Origin of the sequence: uncultured Rothia sp. (assembly GCF_963544205.1) — a bacterium.
In the GTDB taxonomy this organism is placed as follows: Bacteria; Actinomycetota; Actinomycetes; order Actinomycetales; family Micrococcaceae; genus Rothia.
Map to the genome: position 1 here is coordinate 24,626 of NZ_CAUUDY010000005.1, position 16,937 is coordinate 41,562.

13 protein-coding genes and 2 tRNA genes are annotated in these 16,937 nt (G+C 60.1%); 3 read left to right on the forward strand and 12 right to left on the reverse strand.

The features are described from left to right. Nucleotides 1-39: 39 nt before the first annotated feature. The 8 genes from clpX to RWZ58_RS04140 form a co-directional block, all read right to left on the reverse strand. Nucleotides 40-1,407, reverse strand: a complete 1,368-nt coding sequence (gene clpX / locus RWZ58_RS04105) for an ATP-dependent Clp protease ATP-binding subunit ClpX (RefSeq protein ID WP_314657612.1) — start codon at nucleotides 1,405-1,407, stop codon at nucleotides 40-42. 355 nt (nucleotides 1,408-1,762) lie between these two features. After that, complete coding sequence (locus RWZ58_RS04110) at nucleotides 1,763-2,452, reverse strand: ATP-dependent Clp protease proteolytic subunit (RefSeq protein WP_399549467.1); 690 nt, start codon at nucleotides 2,450-2,452, stop codon at nucleotides 1,763-1,765. Between the two features lie 5 nt (nucleotides 2,453-2,457). Continuing rightward, complete coding sequence (locus RWZ58_RS04115; RefSeq protein WP_005505718.1) at nucleotides 2,458-3,111, reverse strand: ATP-dependent Clp protease proteolytic subunit; 654 nt, start codon at nucleotides 3,109-3,111, stop codon at nucleotides 2,458-2,460. Nucleotides 3,112-3,452: 341 nt separating this feature from the next. Then, a complete protein-coding gene (gene tig / locus RWZ58_RS04120; RefSeq protein ID WP_314657615.1) occupies nucleotides 3,453-4,754 on the reverse strand; it encodes a trigger factor in 1,302 nt (433 codons plus the stop codon). Between the two features lie 107 nt (nucleotides 4,755-4,861). Then, a tRNA-Pro gene (locus tag RWZ58_RS04125) sits at nucleotides 4,862-4,936 on the reverse strand. A 391-nt stretch (nucleotides 4,937-5,327) separates the two neighbouring features. Next, nucleotides 5,328-5,401 (reverse strand) — tRNA-Gly (locus tag RWZ58_RS04130). Nucleotides 5,402-5,463: 62 nt separating this feature from the next. Continuing rightward, nucleotides 5,464-6,348: a DNA-formamidopyrimidine glycosylase family protein gene (locus tag RWZ58_RS04135; protein WP_314657618.1), complete on the reverse strand. Its 885-nt coding sequence runs from the start codon at nucleotides 6,346-6,348 to the stop codon at nucleotides 5,464-5,466. Nucleotides 6,349-6,466: 118 nt separating this feature from the next. Further along, entirely contained in the window at nucleotides 6,467-6,958 is a 492-nt protein-coding gene (locus tag RWZ58_RS04140; protein WP_005505713.1) for a ribose-5-phosphate isomerase, read from the reverse strand. Nucleotides 6,959-7,333: 375 nt separating this feature from the next. Here RWZ58_RS04140 and pepN point away from each other — a divergent pair, with 375 nt between their 5' ends. Further along, entirely contained in the window at nucleotides 7,334-9,883 is a 2,550-nt protein-coding gene (gene pepN / locus RWZ58_RS04145; RefSeq protein ID WP_314657620.1) for an aminopeptidase N, read from the forward strand. 211 nt (nucleotides 9,884-10,094) lie between these two features. Continuing rightward, on the forward strand, nucleotides 10,095-11,252 hold the full coding sequence (locus RWZ58_RS04150; RefSeq protein ID WP_314657622.1) for an SGNH/GDSL hydrolase family protein: 1,158 nt from the start codon (nucleotides 10,095-10,097) through the stop codon (nucleotides 11,250-11,252). 132 nt (nucleotides 11,253-11,384) lie between these two features. Here RWZ58_RS04150 and RWZ58_RS04155 read toward each other — a convergent pair whose 3' ends face one another. Beyond that, nucleotides 11,385-11,990: a peptidase gene (locus RWZ58_RS04155; RefSeq protein WP_313969281.1), complete on the reverse strand. Its 606-nt coding sequence runs from the start codon at nucleotides 11,988-11,990 to the stop codon at nucleotides 11,385-11,387. A gap of 274 nt (nucleotides 11,991-12,264) precedes the next feature. Beyond that, on the reverse strand, nucleotides 12,265-13,113 hold the full coding sequence (locus RWZ58_RS04160; RefSeq protein WP_049327793.1) for a hypothetical protein: 849 nt from the start codon (nucleotides 13,111-13,113) through the stop codon (nucleotides 12,265-12,267). Between the two features lie 206 nt (nucleotides 13,114-13,319). Between RWZ58_RS04160 and RWZ58_RS04165 the strand changes: the two genes are divergently transcribed. Further along, nucleotides 13,320-14,228, forward strand: coding sequence for an acyl-CoA thioesterase II (locus RWZ58_RS04165; RefSeq protein ID WP_314657625.1), 909 nt, complete (start codon nucleotides 13,320-13,322; stop codon nucleotides 14,226-14,228). Nucleotides 14,229-14,379: 151 nt separating this feature from the next. Here the strand turns inward: RWZ58_RS04165 and RWZ58_RS04170 are convergent, their stop codons facing one another. Together RWZ58_RS04170 and ettA are read right to left on the reverse strand one after the other, a co-directional pair. Continuing rightward, the gene (locus RWZ58_RS04170; RefSeq protein WP_314657627.1) at nucleotides 14,380-14,955 is read right to left on the reverse strand and encodes a DUF308 domain-containing protein; all 576 of its coding nucleotides are present in this window, start codon (nucleotides 14,953-14,955) and stop codon (nucleotides 14,380-14,382) included. Nucleotides 14,956-15,213: 258 nt separating this feature from the next. After that, complete coding sequence (ettA, locus tag RWZ58_RS04175) at nucleotides 15,214-16,893, reverse strand: energy-dependent translational throttle protein EttA (RefSeq protein ID WP_314657629.1); 1,680 nt, start codon at nucleotides 16,891-16,893, stop codon at nucleotides 15,214-15,216. Nucleotides 16,894-16,937 lie beyond the last annotated feature (44 nt).

The following is a 16,937-nucleotide window of genomic DNA, read 5'->3' on the forward strand; positions in this document are numbered from 1 at the left end:
GCTTCTTTATTCCCTAGCCTGTCGGCTGGAAGTATTCGGTTATGCCGCCTGACGGTCCGCGTCCTTCAGGGAGGTGGCCTTCACCTCCCCCTTTACGGGGCGGGTGGTCTCGGCTTCGGGGTCGGGCGCCTGCAGTACGTAGCGGGGCTCCGCGCCGTTGAGCACGGTGTCCTCACCAATCACGATGGATACCACGTCCGTGCGGTCCGGGATGTCGAACATAATCGGCTGCAGAATCTGCTCCATCATGGAGCGCAGGCCGCGAGCACCGGTACCGCGTTCGGCGGCAAGGCGAGCAATAGCCGCGATTGCTGCGTCGTCGATGATTAGCTCCACACCGTCCAGGGCAAAGAGATGACGGTACTGCTTGAGCAGCGCGTTCTTCGGTTCGGTCAGCACGCGAGCCAGCTCTTCTTCGTTGAGCTCGCTCAAGGTGGAGATAACCGGCAGGCGACCAATCAGCTCGGGAATGATGCCGTAGTGCGCCAGGTCCTCGGGCATAATCTGGTCCAGCGGGTTCTTCACGGAACCGCCCAGTTCGGCGCCGAAACCGATGCCGCCGGCACCCACGCGGGCCGCGATGCGGTCGTCAATATTATCGAAGGCACCAGCCACGATAAAGAGAATGTTCGAGGTATCAATCTCAATGTTCGCGTGCGCCGGGTGCTTGCGGCCACCCTCCGGGGGTACGGTCGCCACGGTACCCTCAATAATCTTCAGCAGCGCCTGCTGCACGCCCTCACCGGACACATCGCGGGTGATGGAGAGGTTCTCGCCACCCTTGCGGGCAATCTTGTCGATCTCGTCAATGTAGATGATGCCGCGCTGAGCCTTGGCAATATCGCCGTCAGCGGCGTTGATGAGGCGCAGCAGAATGTTCTCCACGTCGTCACCCACGTAGCCCGCCTCGGTGAGGGTGGTTGCGTCGACCAGGGCGAAGGGTACATCCAGCTTCTTCGCCAGCGTAGAAGCAAGGTAGGTTTTACCGCAGCCGGTCGGGCCGAGCATCAGAATATTGGACTTGCCCAGCTCCACCTGCTCCCCCGCGGTCGCCGAAAGAATGCGGGAGGTCAACACCGGGTTATCAATATCGTGGATACGCTTGTAGTGGTTGTACACCGCCACCGCCAGGGTGCGCTTCGCCGCGTCCTGACCGATGACGTAGTCGTTGAGGTAGCTGTAAATTTCGCGCGGAGTAGCCAGCTGAGGCGCGGGCGCAGCAGCGGGTGCTTTCACTTTCAGACGCTCTTCAGCGAGGATCTCTTCGCACAGCTCCACGCACTCGTCGCAGATGGAAACGTTCGGGCCGAGCACAATCTTAAAAACCTGCGCGCGCGTCTTCTTGCAGAAGGAGCATCGCATGCTGGCGTTGGGCTGTTCGGGAGGCACAATGATGTCTGTGGCCACGAAGATTCCCTTTCGATCGGCGTGGTGAAATCGGCGCAGAAGGGTCAGTGACCTGATGTCTGCGGTGATTTCTCAGGAGGGGCACCGGCGGGTGGTGGGCGCCCTGGTTTGAGTGAGAAAACGGTATGAAATACTCGAATTTTCTCCTTCTCTAAGGCTACCGGAGTTCACCCCGGAACTAAGAATTACGCGCCCCAAATGGACGGACTTACCGGGCATATGACAAAGCGCGTCTTTTATGACGGCGGCGGGCACAAAAAAGGGACGGCACCGCACCGTGCACCAGCCCAAAGGCTCACACACGGCGGATGCCGCCCCTCCCCCGAAAAATCGGGGTATTCCTCAAAACTAAAGTTTAGGTGTGGGAAATAGCGGTGTTGGTCGCAGGCTTACGCAGCTTACGAGACTCCAGCACCTTGTCGACCAGGCCGTACTCCATGGCAGCGGCCGCAGTCAGAATGTTGTCACGCTCGATGGAGCGGTCAACTTCCTCGTAGGTCTTGCCCGAGTGCAGTGCCAGGGTCTGTGCAGTCCACTCACGCATACGCATAACCTCGTTCGCGTGAATCTCAATGTCAGAAGCCTGACCGCCCTGCTGGCCGCTCAGAGCGGGCTGGTGAATCAGCACGCGAGCGTTCGGCAGTGCCAGACGTTTGCCGGGGGTACCGGCAGCCAGCAGAACCGCCGCAGCGGATGCCGCCTGGCCCAGGCACACGGTCTGAATCTCGGGGCGGATGAACTGCATCGTGTCGTAGATGGCGGTCATTGCGGTGAAGGAGCCGCCGGGCGAGTTGATGTACAGGGTGATGTCACGCTCGGGGTCCTGTGCCTCCAGAACCAGCAGCTGAGCCATGATGTCGTCAGCGGATGCGTCGTCCACCTGGGTGCCCAGGAAGATAATGCGGTCCTCGAACAGCTTCGCGTACGGGTCCTGACGCTTGTAACCGTAGGGGGTGCGCTCCTCGAAGCTGGGGAGCACGTAGCGGTTGCTCGGCATAGCCGGCGCCGAGGTGGTGATATCGTTCGGCAGGTAGTTCATGTGCATCTCCCTTATGCGTTCTTCGATTCGGGCAGCTTACCGGCGGTGGTCGCAATGTGGTCGAAGAAGCCATATTCCAGGCCTTCTTCCGCGTTGAACCAGTTGTCGCGGTCGTTATCCTTCAGGATGGTCTCGAGGCTCTTGCCGGTGCGCTCAGCGGTGATCTCTGCCAGGCGCTTCTTCATGTCCAGAATCAGCTCAGCCTGGGTGCGGATATCCGATGCGGTACCGCCAATACCGCCGAGGGGCTGGTGCATGAGGATGCGGGCGTTCGGAGTTGCGTAACGCTTGCCGATGGTACCTGCGGTGAGCAGGAACTGACCCATGGATGCTGCCATACCGGTCACCACGGTCACCACGTCGTTCGGGATAAGCTGCATGGTGTCGTAGATAGCCATACCAGCGGTCACGGAACCGCCGGGAGAGTTGATGTACAGGTAGATGTCTGCCTCGGGGTCTTCAGCCGAGAGCAGCAGCATCTGGGAGCAGATGAGGTTAGCGTTGGAGTCGCGCACCTCGGAGCCGAGCCAGATAATGCGCTCCTTCAGGAGGCTGTTGTAGACGTAATCTTCCTGGGCACCAACGATGGGGGTTGCCATAGACGGCGCGGGCGCCACGCCGGCTGCCTGGGAGGCGCCGATGGGCAGAGGCATGTAGCTGGACATTCTTCCTCTTCTTCTCTAATGGGTCTTCGCTGCATCTTTGCGCGATTTACGCGCCGGAGCTCACGCGAAAAGTTTCGTTGCTACTACCTTACCGATAGTTGCCCTCCCCCGCTTCCCTTCGCGTTGTTCGTTCGCCAGGGGGTGAAGCACAGCGCTCAGCATGTGCGGTACTGACGAGCCTGCATACGCGTTCGGGAACAAATCGGGGGTGATTCTGGGGATTAAAAGAGCCTCAGCGGGCACCCAACCGGTAACTCGGTGGATGCCCGCTGAGGCTACACGTTTCAAGCAATCAGCTCACCCTATTAGCGGGGCGGCTTCTTGCGGACCGTGGCGGGGATTTAGGCAGCTGCCTCTTCGCCCTCACCCAGGTACTTGGACAGGTCAACAACGTTGCCCTTGGTGTCCTTGACCACTGCGGTCTTCAGCACTGCGGCCAGAGCCTTGGAGCGGCGAACCTCGCCGACCAGTGCGCCAGCCTGGCCGGAGCCGTCCAGCATCTGTGCGAACTGGTTGGGATCCATGCCGTACTGGGAGCTCATGGTGATGATGTAGTTAATCATCTCAGCCTGGTCAACGGTCACTTCTTCCTTGTCCGCAACAGCGTCGAGAACCATCTCGTTCTTGAATGCGGTCTCGGTGTTGGCGCGAACCTCGGCGCGGTGCTCCTCGGTGTCGTGGCCAGCTTCAGCGTTGGGGTTGTTGAAGTGCTGCTCGAGCTGATCCTCGATAACCTTCTCGGGGACGGGAACCTCAACCAGCTCAACGAGCTTTGCGAGGACCTTGTCGCGTGCCTGGGTGCCCTGCTCGGCAACCTTAGCTTCTGCAACCTGCTTCTTGATGTCTTCCTTCAGCTCGTCGATGGTGTCGAACTCGGAAGCCAGCTGCGCGAACTCGTCGTCAGCTGCGGGCAGCTCGCGCTCCTTGACAGCGGAGAGCTTGACCTTGATGACAGCCTGCTCGCCTGCGTGCTCGCCACCGGAGAGCTTGGTCTCGAAGGTTGCGTCCTCGCCAGCGGACAGGCCGGTCAGAGCCTCGTCGATGCCGTCGAGCATGGTGCCGGAACCGATCTGGTAGGACAGGTCGTTTGCTGCGTCAACCTGCTCGCCGTCGATCTCAGCCGCGATGTCAATGGTCACGAAGTCCTTGTCAGCTGCGGGGCGCTCAACGGTCTTCAGGGTGCCGAAGCGCTCACGCAGAGCGTCCAGTGCCTGAACCTCGTCCTCAGCGGTGACCTCAACCTCGTCAACCTCAACCTCGAGGCCCTCGTAGTTGGGCAGCTCGATTTCGGGGCGAACGGTGACGGTAATGGTCAGCTTGACGTCTGCCTCACGGTTCTCGGTGGAGGGCTGGGACTGAACGTCCAGCTCGGGCTGTGCCAGGGGGGAGAGTTCGTTCTCGCCCAGTGCCTGTGCGTAGTAGTCGTTCAGAGCGTCGTTCAGGGATGCCTCGACGATGTAGTCGAAGCCCGCACGCTGCTCGATGAGCTGCTTGGGCAGCTTACCCTTGCGGAAGCCGGGAACGCTGATCTGACCCGAGAGGTTCTTGTAGGTGCGGTCCAGGTAGGGCTTGAATTCTGCGAAGGGAACCTCGACCTCAATCTTTGCGAGGGTCGGGTTGAGCTTCTCGACGGCGGTCTTCACGTCCGTGATCTCCTCATATAGTTTCGGTGCGGCACGAATCGTGTGTGCCGCGGTTGCTTAGTGGAAAGAGCGCCACGACTCTGTAGCGTCGCGGCAACCGTTTCACGTCGGGGCGACAGGATTCGAACCTGCGATCTCCTGCTCCCAAAGCAGGCGCGTTAGCCAAGCTACGCCACGCCCCGTGAAACCGACCGTGTTGCGCACTTGCGTGTTTAACACAGTCAGTGCCCTAGTTTACCTGTTTTCCCGCTAAATGCCCAACACAGCGGCTGGTGCGCGGTTTATTTCCACTGTGCGCGTACTCCCCTATCTCCCTTGGTTTTATAGGGTGTTTTGTGCGGATGTGCGGTGGAGGGGATGACGGGCTGGAGCGTACGGATTCCGAGCGCGCGAGGCAACAAATCCGCATGCGGAAGGGATTCCCGCAGATTTGTTCAAGACAGTTCTCGAGGGGATGACGGGCTGGAGGGCGAAAATCCCGAGCGCGCGAGGGAATGTATTTTCGCCCGGAAGCGATTCCCGTTCATCCCCGCAACGCAAAAGGCCCCGGCGCTTGCGCCGGAGCCTTTGAAGTGGAGGGGATGACGGGAATCGAACCCGCGTAATCAGTTTGGAAGACTGAGGCTTTACCATTAAGCTACATCCCCGAAAATGGAACTTGACCATAGTAGCGAGGTTCCATTTGTGCTGTCAAATATATGAGTAGCTTTTAGACCTGACAGCCGGGGCACCAGTAGAGTTTGCGGCCGGCGATTTCTTCCATGCGGATGGTGGTTCCGCAGCGGCGGCAGGGTTCGCCGTGGTGCATGTACACGTAGTTCGCATGCTCGGGCCACGCCTCGGTTTCGGGTACGCCGGGGCGGTCTTCCGGTTCGGTGGTGATGATGCGACCCACGCGCACGCCGATGACCAGCAGGTGCTTGTTGTCTTCCCAGAGTCGCTTCAGCTCCTCGTCGCTGAGGCTCTTGCCGGGGCGTAGCGGGTCGATTTCCTGGCGGTAGAGCGACTCGGCGCGGAAGATATTACCCACACCGGAGATAGCCGCCTGGTCCATCAGAATCACACCAATCGGGCGGGAACTCTTGCGTGCCGCGCGGTAGAACTGCTCGGGGTCGGCATCCGGGTTGAGCGGATCCGGGCCGAGCTTCGAGCGGACGGTACGGACCTCCTCCGGCGTGAGGGTACGGCAGATAGTCGGACCCACCAGGTCGGCCCAGCCGTGCTCCGAAACAATACGGCAACGCACGGTGCTCTTCGGTTCGGGCGGCCCGGCGTAGGGCTGCTCCTCCCCCGCCGCGTACTCCTTCTCACCGATCTTGCGGGGCGCACCAATGCTCGAGGCACCCGTGAACGTCTCGTCGCCACCGAAGCTCCAGTTACCGTAAATACCCAGGTGCACGTTCAGGGTCAGGTCGTTTTCGAAGGTCACGAACAGGTGCTTGCCGTGCGCGTACGCACCGGTGATGGTATGACCGTCCAGCAGGGCGGCACCCTCGGCGTAGCGGCCCTGCGGGGAGGAAACCTGCACGCGCTCGCCGGTGAAGACGTCGCTGATTTGGCGGGCGATACGGTGAATGGAGTGGCCTTCGGGCACGGGTCCTCCTCGAAAACTTATCGGCTAGAAATAGCGCGGATATAAACAGTACAGACTATCTGGAGTGTAGAGACGACTGAGGCGCATAGCCTGCACTATGCGCCTCAGATTTTAGAGTTTAGGCAGCGTCAATCTGCTTGCCGGCAATGTCGCCGGTCTGCTCGTACTCGGCCAGCTGGCCGATACGGCGTGCGTGACGCTCCTCGTTGGTCCAGGGGGTAGCCAGGAAGACCTTGATGATTTCCAGTGCTTCTTCCTTGCTGTGCTGGCGGCCGCCCACAGCAACGACCTGTGCGTTGTTGTGCTCGCGTGCCAGTGCCGCGGTGTCGTGGTTCCATGCCAGAGCCGCACGGATGCCATCGACCTTGTTCGCAGCCATCTGCTCGCCGTTGCCGCTACCGCCCAGCACAATACCGAGAGAGTCCAGGCCAGCCTCGCGGTCACGCTTCACGCCAAGTGCCGCGTTAATGCAGAACGAAGGGTAGTCATCCAGCGGGTCGTAGTCGGCGGGGCCGTGGTCAATCATCTCGTAGCCCGCAGCGGTGAGGGACTCAATCAGGTAGTGGCTCAGCTCGAGGCCAGCGTGGTCGGTCGCGATGTGTACGCGCATGGTACTCTCCTGGTGATTTTGTCTTGGTGACGTGCGAATGTGCGTTCGTGGGAGGCGCCGGTTCTCAGTTCTGAGCGCCGTTGCTAGAGTGCGCCGCGCATCCATCAGGTGGGATACGCTCCCCGTTTGGGTTTTTTCTGTCTTAACTGTATCGAATTCGCGCGGGTTCGGGTAATGGGGAGCCTTCTAGACCCCCACATATACGGTAGACTGTGGGATATGGCACTTTTTGGTGTCCAGGTTCTCCGCGCCCAAAATTAATGCCTCCAGCGCCACGTATGCAGCGTCGCAGGAGCCGCGCGCCTCGGGAACCAGCGCACCATGACAGGGCGTGTCAGCACGGCACGCTATTCACATCTAAGGAGAGGGAGCTTTATGCCCGGCCTGAACCTAACCCGCAATGAGGCAATCGAACGCGCATCCATTATTAAGCGCGTGCACTCGTACCGTATTGAACTCGACCTGCCGAAGGACAAAGACGTCTTCTCCTCGAAGGTTGAAATTCGCTTCGACGCTCAGGAAGGTGCCTCCACCTTCATTGACGCCATCACTTCCTCGGTCAAGTCCATTAACCTCAACGGCGAAGAGCTGAGCACCGACCTGGCGGACGGCGAGCGCATCCAGCTGCCGAACCTGGCGGCTGAGAACACCCTGGTCATTGATGCAGAGATGTTCTACACCAACACCGGTGAGGGTCTGCACCGTTTCGTGGATCCCGCCGACGGTGAGGTGTACCTGTACTCCCAGTTTGAGGTGCCGGATTCCCGCCGTGTGTTCCCGGTCTTTGAGCAGCCCGATCTGAAGGCTACTTTTGAGTTTATTGTGCGCGTGCCCTCGCACTGGGTGGTTGTGTCGAACCAGCCCGAGGTGAAGGTTGAGGACAAGGAGTGCGGTTGCGGCCGTGCGAAGACCTGGTTCTTCAAGCCGACCCCGCGCATGTCTTCGTACATTACCGCGATTGTGGCGGGCCCCTACGAGAAGGTCACCAGCGAGCTGACCAACTCTGAGGGCCGCGTGATTCCGCTGGGCGTGTACGCCCGTAAGTCCCTCATGCCGTTCGTTGACGCTGAGGACATGTTCGAGCTGACCCGTCAGGGCTTCGAGTTCTACGAGGAGCAGTTCAAGACCCCGTACCCGTTCGAGAAGTACGATCAACTGTTCGTGCCCGAGTTCAACGCCGGTGCGATGGAGAACGCTGGCTGCGTGACCTACCTGGAGACTTACGTCTTCCGTTCCAAGGTTGCGGAGGCTCTGCGTGAGCGCCGCGCTATCACCGTTCTGCACGAGCTGGCTCACATGTGGTTCGGCGACCTGGTCACCATGAAGTGGTGGAACGACCTGTGGCTGAACGAGTCCTTCGCTGAGTTCATGTCGACCCTGGCTGCGGCGGAGAACACCCGCTACGCCAAGGAGGCGTGGGCTACCTTCGCTGCTTCGGAGAAGACCTGGGCGTACCGCCAGGATCAGCTGTCTTCGACCCACCCGATTGTGGCTGAGATTCGCGACCTTGCCGATGTTCAGGTGAACTTCGACGGCATTACTTACGCGAAGGGCGCTTCGGTGCTGCGTCAGATGGTGGCGTGGGTTGGCCAGGAGAACTTCATGGCTGCTCTGAAGGTGTACTTCGATAAGCACAGTTGGGGCAACACCGTTCTGGATGACCTGCTGGTTGAGCTGGAGCGCACCTCCGGCCGTGACGTGCGTGCGTGGAGCGCTAAGTGGCTTGAGACCGCTGGCGTGAACACTCTTGCCGTTGAGGTTGAGAACGATGAGGCTGGTAACATTTCTTCGCTGGGTATTCGCCAGTCCTACGCTGAGGGCTTCGAGACCCTGCGCCCGCACCGTGCAGTGATTGGTTTCTACAACCTGGTCGATGGCAAGCTGACCCGTACCGACCGCATCGAGCTGGACATTGACGGCGAGCTGACCGTGGTTGAGGAGGCTCTCGGTAAGAAGCGCCCCGACCTGCTGCTGCTGAACGATGAGGACCTGGCGTACGCAAAGATTCGCCTGGATGAGCGTTCCATCGAGACCGCTATCAAGCACCTGGGTGACATTGATTCGTCCGTGGCTCGTGGTGTGGTTTGGGGTTCGCTCTGGGATACCGTGCGTGACGCTCAGATGCCGGCGCGTAAGTACGTTGACCTGGTGCTGAACAACATTGGCAAGGAGACCAACTCCACCGCCCTGCGCACCCAGATTAACAACCTGTCCGCTACCCTGCACTCCTTCGTGGCTCCCGAGGCTCGCGAGGAGACCCGCCACCGTGCCGCTGACCGCCTCTGGGAGCTGGCATGCGTCGCAGAGCCCGACTCGGATGCTCAGCTGCAGCTGCTGCAGGCGTTCATCAACCAGACCCGCACCGAGGACCAGTACAACAACGTGCAGCGCCTCTTCGAGGGTGAGCTGACCCTTGAGGGCCTGGACATTGACGCTGACCTGCGTTGGAACCTGGTGTGCCGCCTGGCTACCGGTGGCCGCTTCTCCGCCGAGCAGATTGCTGCGGAGCTGGAGAACGACAACACCGCGAACGGTCAGCAGTACGCTGCTCAGGCGTACGCGTCGATTCCGACCGCGGAGGCTAAGGCCGAGTACTGGAACAAGATCATGGTGACCGGCGAGCTGTCGAACATGATTCAGCGTTACGCTATTTCCGGTTTCAAGTCCGGCAAGCCCGAGCTGATTGCCCAGTACGATGAGCCGTACTTCGAGCAGATTGAGGGCATTTGGCGTTCGCGTTCGCACGAGATTTCCATGCAGATTATTGGTGGCATGTACCCGAGCGAGCCGACCGCTGAGCTGCTGGAGCGTACCGAGAAGTACCTGGCGTCTCTGCCTGAGGATGCTGCCGCTCTGTACCGCCAGATTGCGGAGGCACGCGACGGCGTGGCTCGTGCACTGAAGGTTCAGGCTGCTGACATCTAATAACGCTTATAAGCTGAGGCGGGTTTGTTGCCAGCCATCAGCTGTATAGGTTCCGATTCGTCCCCTTCTGCCCCATTTGCGGGGTGGGAGGGGACGTTTTGCATCACGAGTCTAAAATATTGTCACTGCGGTGCATATTTTTTGTCTTTTTCGTTTGAATATCCCTGAAAAGCTCTCTACTTGGGGTTGCACCTATCGTATACTGTTGTGCATGCCTTCTATCAAGTCTCCTATCGCGAAAGCTTCTCTGACCGGCGCAATCGTTGCTGTGGTTGCCGCCGGTTCCTTTGGCGCGTACTCCGCAGGAGGCTTCAACGCGCCCGGTGGCACTGCCGCTACCGCTGCCGCGGGCGCCAAGCCTGCCCAGTCGGCGCAGGAAAGCCCCAGCGAGTCTCCCTCCCCCGAGCCGACTCCGGAACCGACTACCCCGGCGCAGAAGATTGAACGCACCGCGCAGAACGCCTTCGGCAAGGAAGGCGCGCAGGCAACCGGTGAGATTCAGGCGCCGTTCTCAACCTCCGCCGATGCCGCAGACATGCTGGTTCAGCAGTTCAAGGGCGGCGTGGTCATGTACACCCCCAAGTACGGCCCGGTCGCGGTGGAAACTGGCGTCTACACGCACTGGTGGAAGCAACGCGAGTACAGTGACTTTGCCGGTTGGGAGGGCCTGCCGGTGAGCTGGCGTTCCGAGAACGGCGTTCTGTACACCAAGTTTGAGAAGGCTGAACTCTACTGGGATAAGGCGAACAGTCTGCCGCGTAACACCAACGTTCTGGGCGCTAAGGATGCCCTGGTGATTGGTGACTCGCAGGTGACCTCGACCTCCTGGGTTGGTTTGGGCTTGAAGCAGGCGGGTTTTGTGCCTTATCTGTTCCGTTGCGGCGGCGTGGGTTTTGTGACCGCCCGCGAGGGCGTGTGCCCCTCCTACTATCAGGGTGTGATGGGTGGCCGTTGGGCTCTGCCGAGTGGTAATCCCGGCATCATTTACCTGGATGCCTCCGGTAACGACATTTACATCCACGAGGATGAGACGAAGGCGCGCGAGCACGTGAACGCGCACCAGACTCAGGTCATTGAGCAGCTGCGACGCATGTACCCGTCGTCGAAGATTGTGTTCGGCGGCGTGGTGTCGATGAGCGAGGACGCGGCAACGGATAAGCAGGTGGCCCATAAGCGTCACGTGGCGAACGAGGTTGCGCGACAGGGTGCACGAGAGACCGGCGTGCTGTTCATGGACACCGCGGATTGGCAGACCATCTACCTGACTGAGGGTGACATGGCTGATGGTGTGCACCTGAAGGACGAGGCACAGTACAAGCTGGCGGCTCCCTTTGCGGCTCGTCTGCGTGAACTGCTCGGCACCGCCTAAATCAGCTGTGTAGAACATCGCTGACGCCGGACCTATAACGAAAATGAGGCGCCCGGAAGGATTCAATCCTTCCGGGCGCCTCATTCGTTTGAGTGGGTTACCCTCCGCAGCTCTACAGTTAGTGTGCGGGTTTTATGCCGCGATGCCTGCTCGGCGTTCCTTCGCCTCAGCCTTCTGGTGTGCCAGCACGCCCTCCGCAAGGCGACGCTTCTGACGCTCACGAGCAGCTTCCTTCTCGCGCTGTTCAGCAGCCCAAGCAACCGGGTCAATGTCGATTGCCTCGTAGTGCCATTCGCCAATGTAGTCACGAATCGGGGCAACCAAGGTCACGGGAATACCGCGGCGCAGGTACACCTCATGGTCGGTGTCTTCAAAAGCGTGGATAATGCGGTTGCCGTCAGCAATCAGGGACTCCAGAATGGAGTCCTTCCATGCGGGGCTATTGGAGCCATCGTTGCCGGGCTTAGCAAATACGTGCTTGGGTTCCAGACCTGCGCGGGCGATGAACTGGTTCAGCTCCTTCATGTAGGTGCCGTCTCGGCCGGTAATCACTACGACCTCTGCGCCGGTTTCTGCCGCGATTTCGCGAACACGGTCGGCAACTTCAACATTGACCGTGGCGTTGCGGATAGCCTTGAAGAATCGGCGGTTGCTGGCGAAGAAACCGGTCAGGTACTTGTCCATCTGATCTCGGTTACTGGCAAGGGTGCCGTCAATGTCGACTGCAATCAGATCCATAAAGGTCTCACTTTCGATCCGTACGGGAAGAATGCGCCTGGTGAGGGCGCGGCGGAAGATTCCCGTGCGGTGTGGCTGGTAAATCGGTGTGTCATAGACGCCCCGGTGAAGGGCGTAGTCTTTTTAGAATACCTTATTTGCGTAAAGTAATGTCCTATCGAATGTCATTATTACAACCACCCCGTTGATGTCATGTAGCATAAAAACGCTGGTGGCGTAGGCTAAGAGCCCACACCACCAGCGTCAAAAGACTAAAACTGTCTCAAGGAGAGAGTTAGAGCAGCGCACCGGATCCGCGGCGCACCAGCACCATGCCGGCGGGCGCCACGATGCGCAGCCACTCCTCCGAACCGACATGCGCCGCGAACAGCGGCAGATCGCCGGTGAAGCCTTCCGGAATGAAACCGAACACGCGCAGGGCGAATGCCGCACCGGTCGGCACAAGCACGGTATCAAACTCGGGCAGGTACTCCAGCACCATATCGGAGGACCAAATACGCGAGCGCACCGTAGAAAGCACAGCGGCGCCGGGATTCTCGGGCAGAGCGCGCTCTACCGCCTCCAGGCCCTCTGCGGTGGCGCGGTGGAACTCTTCGACCGGGACGGTGCCGACCTCGTACCAGCCGCTGATCGGGGCGGACTTACCCGCCCAGCTAGCGTTGACAGTCACCGGAGGCATGAACAGCACCAGCTGCGGGTTCTCCTCATGAGCCTGCTCTTCTGCCTGCTTCTGCAGACGCGCCAGACGATCCAGCAGCGCCTGCGCCTGAACGGTCATGTCCAGGGTGGAATCAGCCAACAGGTGCAGGGCACGCAGACCCATAATGACCGGGGTGTTCGAGGAGGCGTCCTCCGGCTCCAGGGAGCAGGCGAATACCGCCACCACGCGACCGCGTGCGGTCAGGCGGATTGCCGCATCGGGGTTGACCGCCAGGGCGCGAGAAATGTAGGTGGCAAGGTCCTTGACCACTGCGGCACCCTGGGCGCCGCCGGGCAGAATCAGGAAGGGCTCCTCCACACCTTCGTGGGGGTTGTACTTGAGCTCGATGGGTGCGGACGCGTTGTTCTGGTCGGGAGCGTTGTCCTGTGCGGTATCAGGGGTAGTTTCAGACGGCGTAGTCATTTCTGCTCCTTTTCGGCGTTAGCCTGCTCGGTGGCAAGTTGGTGGGTGATATATACGATGGTGTGTGAAATAGATGTTCCGGATCGATTGTCCGGGTCAATATTTCCTAGTCAGTGTTCCGAATCAACCTGTCGTGGTTGTCTCAGAGTATGCTCTCCCACTCTACGCCAGAAACCGGCTCATTGAAAACGTGCGAGAATAAAACCATGACCAAGCCCACTGTGACCCAAAACCTCATGCGGATGCTGGACCTCTCCCCCGTGGAGGCGGCGCCCGCCTCCTTCGGTAGCGATGAAGTGTCTACCGGTGTGACGCTCACCCGCGAGCAGCCGCGCACTTTCGGTGGTCAGGTTCTTGCCCAGTCAATCATTGCCGCCGACCGCACGGTGGAGGGCAAGGACATCCACTCGATTCACGCCTATTTTCTGCGCCCCGGCGATATTGAGCGTGAACTGTTCTTCGCCACTCAGCGCCTGAACGATAGCCGTTCCTTCTCGACCCGCCGCGTGCAGGTGTTCCAGGATGAGGCGCCCATGTTCTCGGCGATTATGTCTTTCCAGGCGGAGAGCCGCGGTCCGGAGCACACCGCGGTGACCATGCCGGAGGTTCCGGACCCCGAGTCCCTGCCGAAGGTGAGCGACTACCTGGGTGAGTTGCCGCATCCGGTGGCTCAGGCGGTCGCGTGGGAGCGTCCGATTGATATGCGCCACGTGGATGCGCCCCTGTACACTCAGCCGGATTCTTCCTCGACGGAGCCGCGTGCCTGCGTGTGGTTCAAGACCTTTGACCGTCTGGTGCATGCTGATGGTTCTGAGGCGTCGGAGGCGGAGCACCGCGCCGCTATCGCTTATGCTTCGGATTACTTGCCGCTGGAGCCCGCGCTGCGCCGTCACGGCAAGTTCTGGCTTGAGCCGGGTTTGAAGAGTGCCTCGCTGGATCACGCGATGTGGTTCCACCGCCCGGCACGTGCCGATGAGTGGCTGCTGTACGTGCTGGAGTCCCCGAGCGCACAGGGTGGTCGCATGCTCTCGCAGGGCTCGATTTTCAACCGCTCCGGCGAGCTGGTGGCAACCGTGGCGCAGGAAATGATGTTCCGCCTGCCGGAGTACCGATAGAGCAGAGTACCGCTAAAGCCGGAATACCGTTAGGGTTTCGGCACCGCAACAGCGTAAAACGTCAGAGCATACAGAAAGACCGTGTGAGGTGGTTGTCTCACACGGTCTTTCTTACGTTCTAGTGTACGGCCTAAACGCCGCTGGGAAGCTCTTATTTGGCTTCGACGTCAATCACACCGTCCGGGGAAATGTGCACGGTGCGCTGAGTGCGGCGGGAAACAAAGAAGTCACCCACAAACACGAGACCAGCCAGCAGCAGCACCAGAGCAATCAGCCACACGGCAACCGCTCCGAAGAACATCGGGAACAGCACCACGAGCAGACCCAGCACCAGGGCTCCGATAGCGGAGAACTGCAAGTGGCGTCCAGCGGCATAGCTCAGGTACTTCAGGCCCTGAGCGGTCATCAGACGGATCAGCGCCCAGGCAATCAGCCACACACCCACAATGGTCGGAATGTACGTCGCCTGAGCGCCCGCAGATGCGGTCAGCAGAATCAGACCAACGACCACGGTCAGGATGCCGTTGATCAGGTCCCAGCCGGTACGCGCCGGCTTCAGCGCACCGAAGTATCGGACCAGTTCAAACACGCCGCCGAGCAGCACAGCAAAGGAGAACACGAAACCCAGAACAGCCAGCGGGGTGGCGGGGTTGGCGAACATGTAGACTGCCGCAGCGACCAGCAGCAGACCGGTGACTAGGGACATCCAGTTATATTTTGAAAGCATGACACTCTACCCTTCGTATCAGACGTATTAGTTGTACACATCCATTAAACCGCTCATGTGAACTCCGCCATGGCGCGCCGGTCATGTCTGGGCGAACTATTTCTACCGGCGAACAGCCAACACGCGCCGGAACAACAGGTGAGATAGCGAGACATCGCGCCGCCCCTCCCCTAGCCGGCGCAGCAATCAGGCACAGCAAAGCCCCGCCTTCCCGTGCTTCAACAACACAGGAGGCGGGGCTCGCTACCGAACCAAACCCTATCGGGTCAGCTTGCGGTGCACCACACGGTGCGGCTTAGCGGCCTCAGGGCCGAGGCGCTCAATCTTGTTCTTCTCGTAGGACTCGAAGTTACCCTCGAACCAGTACCATTGATCCGGGTTCTCATCGGTGCCCTCCCACGCCAGGATGTGGGTTGCCACGCGGTCCAGGAACCAACGGTCGTGAGAGACGACCACTGCACAGCCGGGGAATTCCAGCAGCGCATTTTCCAGGGATGCGAGGGTCTCAACGTCCAGGTCGTTAGTGGGCTCGTCGAGCAGCAGCAGGTTACCGCCCTGCTTGAGGGTCAGCGCCAGGTTCAGGCGGTTACGCTCACCACCGGAGAGCACACCCGCCTTCTTCTGCTGGTCCGGGCCCTTGAAGCCGAACGCGGACACGTACGCACGCGAAGGCATTTCAACGTTGCCGACCTGGATGTAGTCCAGACCGTCAGAGACGACCTCCCAGAGGCTCTTCTCCGGGTCAATGTTCGAACGGTTCTGGTCAACGTACGAAATCTTCACGGTCTCGCCGACCTTCAGGGAGCCGCCGTCAAGGGGCTCCAGACCAACGATGGTCTTGAACAGGGTGGACTTACCCACACCGTTAGGACCAATCACACCCACAATACCGTTACGGGGCAGGGAGAAGGACAGACCGTTAATCAGGGAGCGGCCGTCGAAGCCCTTCTGCAGGTTCTCAGCCTCAATAACGACGTTGCCCAGGCGCGGTCCCGGAGGAATCTGAATCTCTTCGAAGTCAAGCTTGCGGGTCTTCTCAGCCTCCGCAGCCATCTCCTCGTAGCGTGCCAGACGAGCCTTCGACTTAGCCTGGCGGCCCTTAGCGTTGGAGCGGACCCAGTCCAGTTCCTCGCTCAGGCGCTTAGCGAGCTTAGCGTCCTTCTTGCCCTGAACCTCGAGGCGGGAGCGCTTCTTCTCCAGGTAGGTGGAGTAGTTACCCTCGTAGGGGTACAGGTTACCGCGGTCAACCTCAGCGATCCATTCTGCCACGTGGTCGAGGAAGTAACGGTCGTGGGTAATCGCGATGACGGCACCCTCGTAGGACTGCAGGTGCTGCTCCAGCCAGAGCACGGACTCTGCGTCCAGGTGGTTGGTGGGCTCGTCGAGCAGCAGCAGGTCGGGCTTCTGCAGCAGCAGCTTGCACAGTGCCACGCGGCGGCGCTCACCACCGGAGAGGTGGGTGACGGGCATGTCAGCGGGCGGGCAGCGCAGCGCCTCCATTGCCTGCTCCAGCTGGGAGTCCAGGTCCCATGCGTTAGCGGCGTCAATAGCTTCCTGCAGCTGACCCATTTCCTCCATGAGGGCGTCGAAGTCAGCGTCCGGCTCAGCCATCAGAGCGGAAATCTCGTTGAAGCGGTCCAGCTTGGACTTAATCTCGCCCACACCCTCTTCAACGTTGCCCAGAACGGTCTTCTCTTCGTTCAGCGGCGGCTCCTGCATGAGGATACCCACGGTGTAACCGGGGGTCAGGCGTGCCTCACCGTTGGAGGGCTGGTCGAGGCCAGCCATAATCTTCAGGATGGTCGACTTACCCGCACCGTTCGGACCAACCATACCGATCTTGGCGCCGGGGAAGAACGACATCGTCACGTCGTTAAGGATGACCTTGTCGCCCACAGTCTTGCGGGCCTTGATCATCTGATAAATAAATTCAGCCATAGTTACCTATTTTAGCGTGGATTTGCCGGGCAGTACGAGAGTTT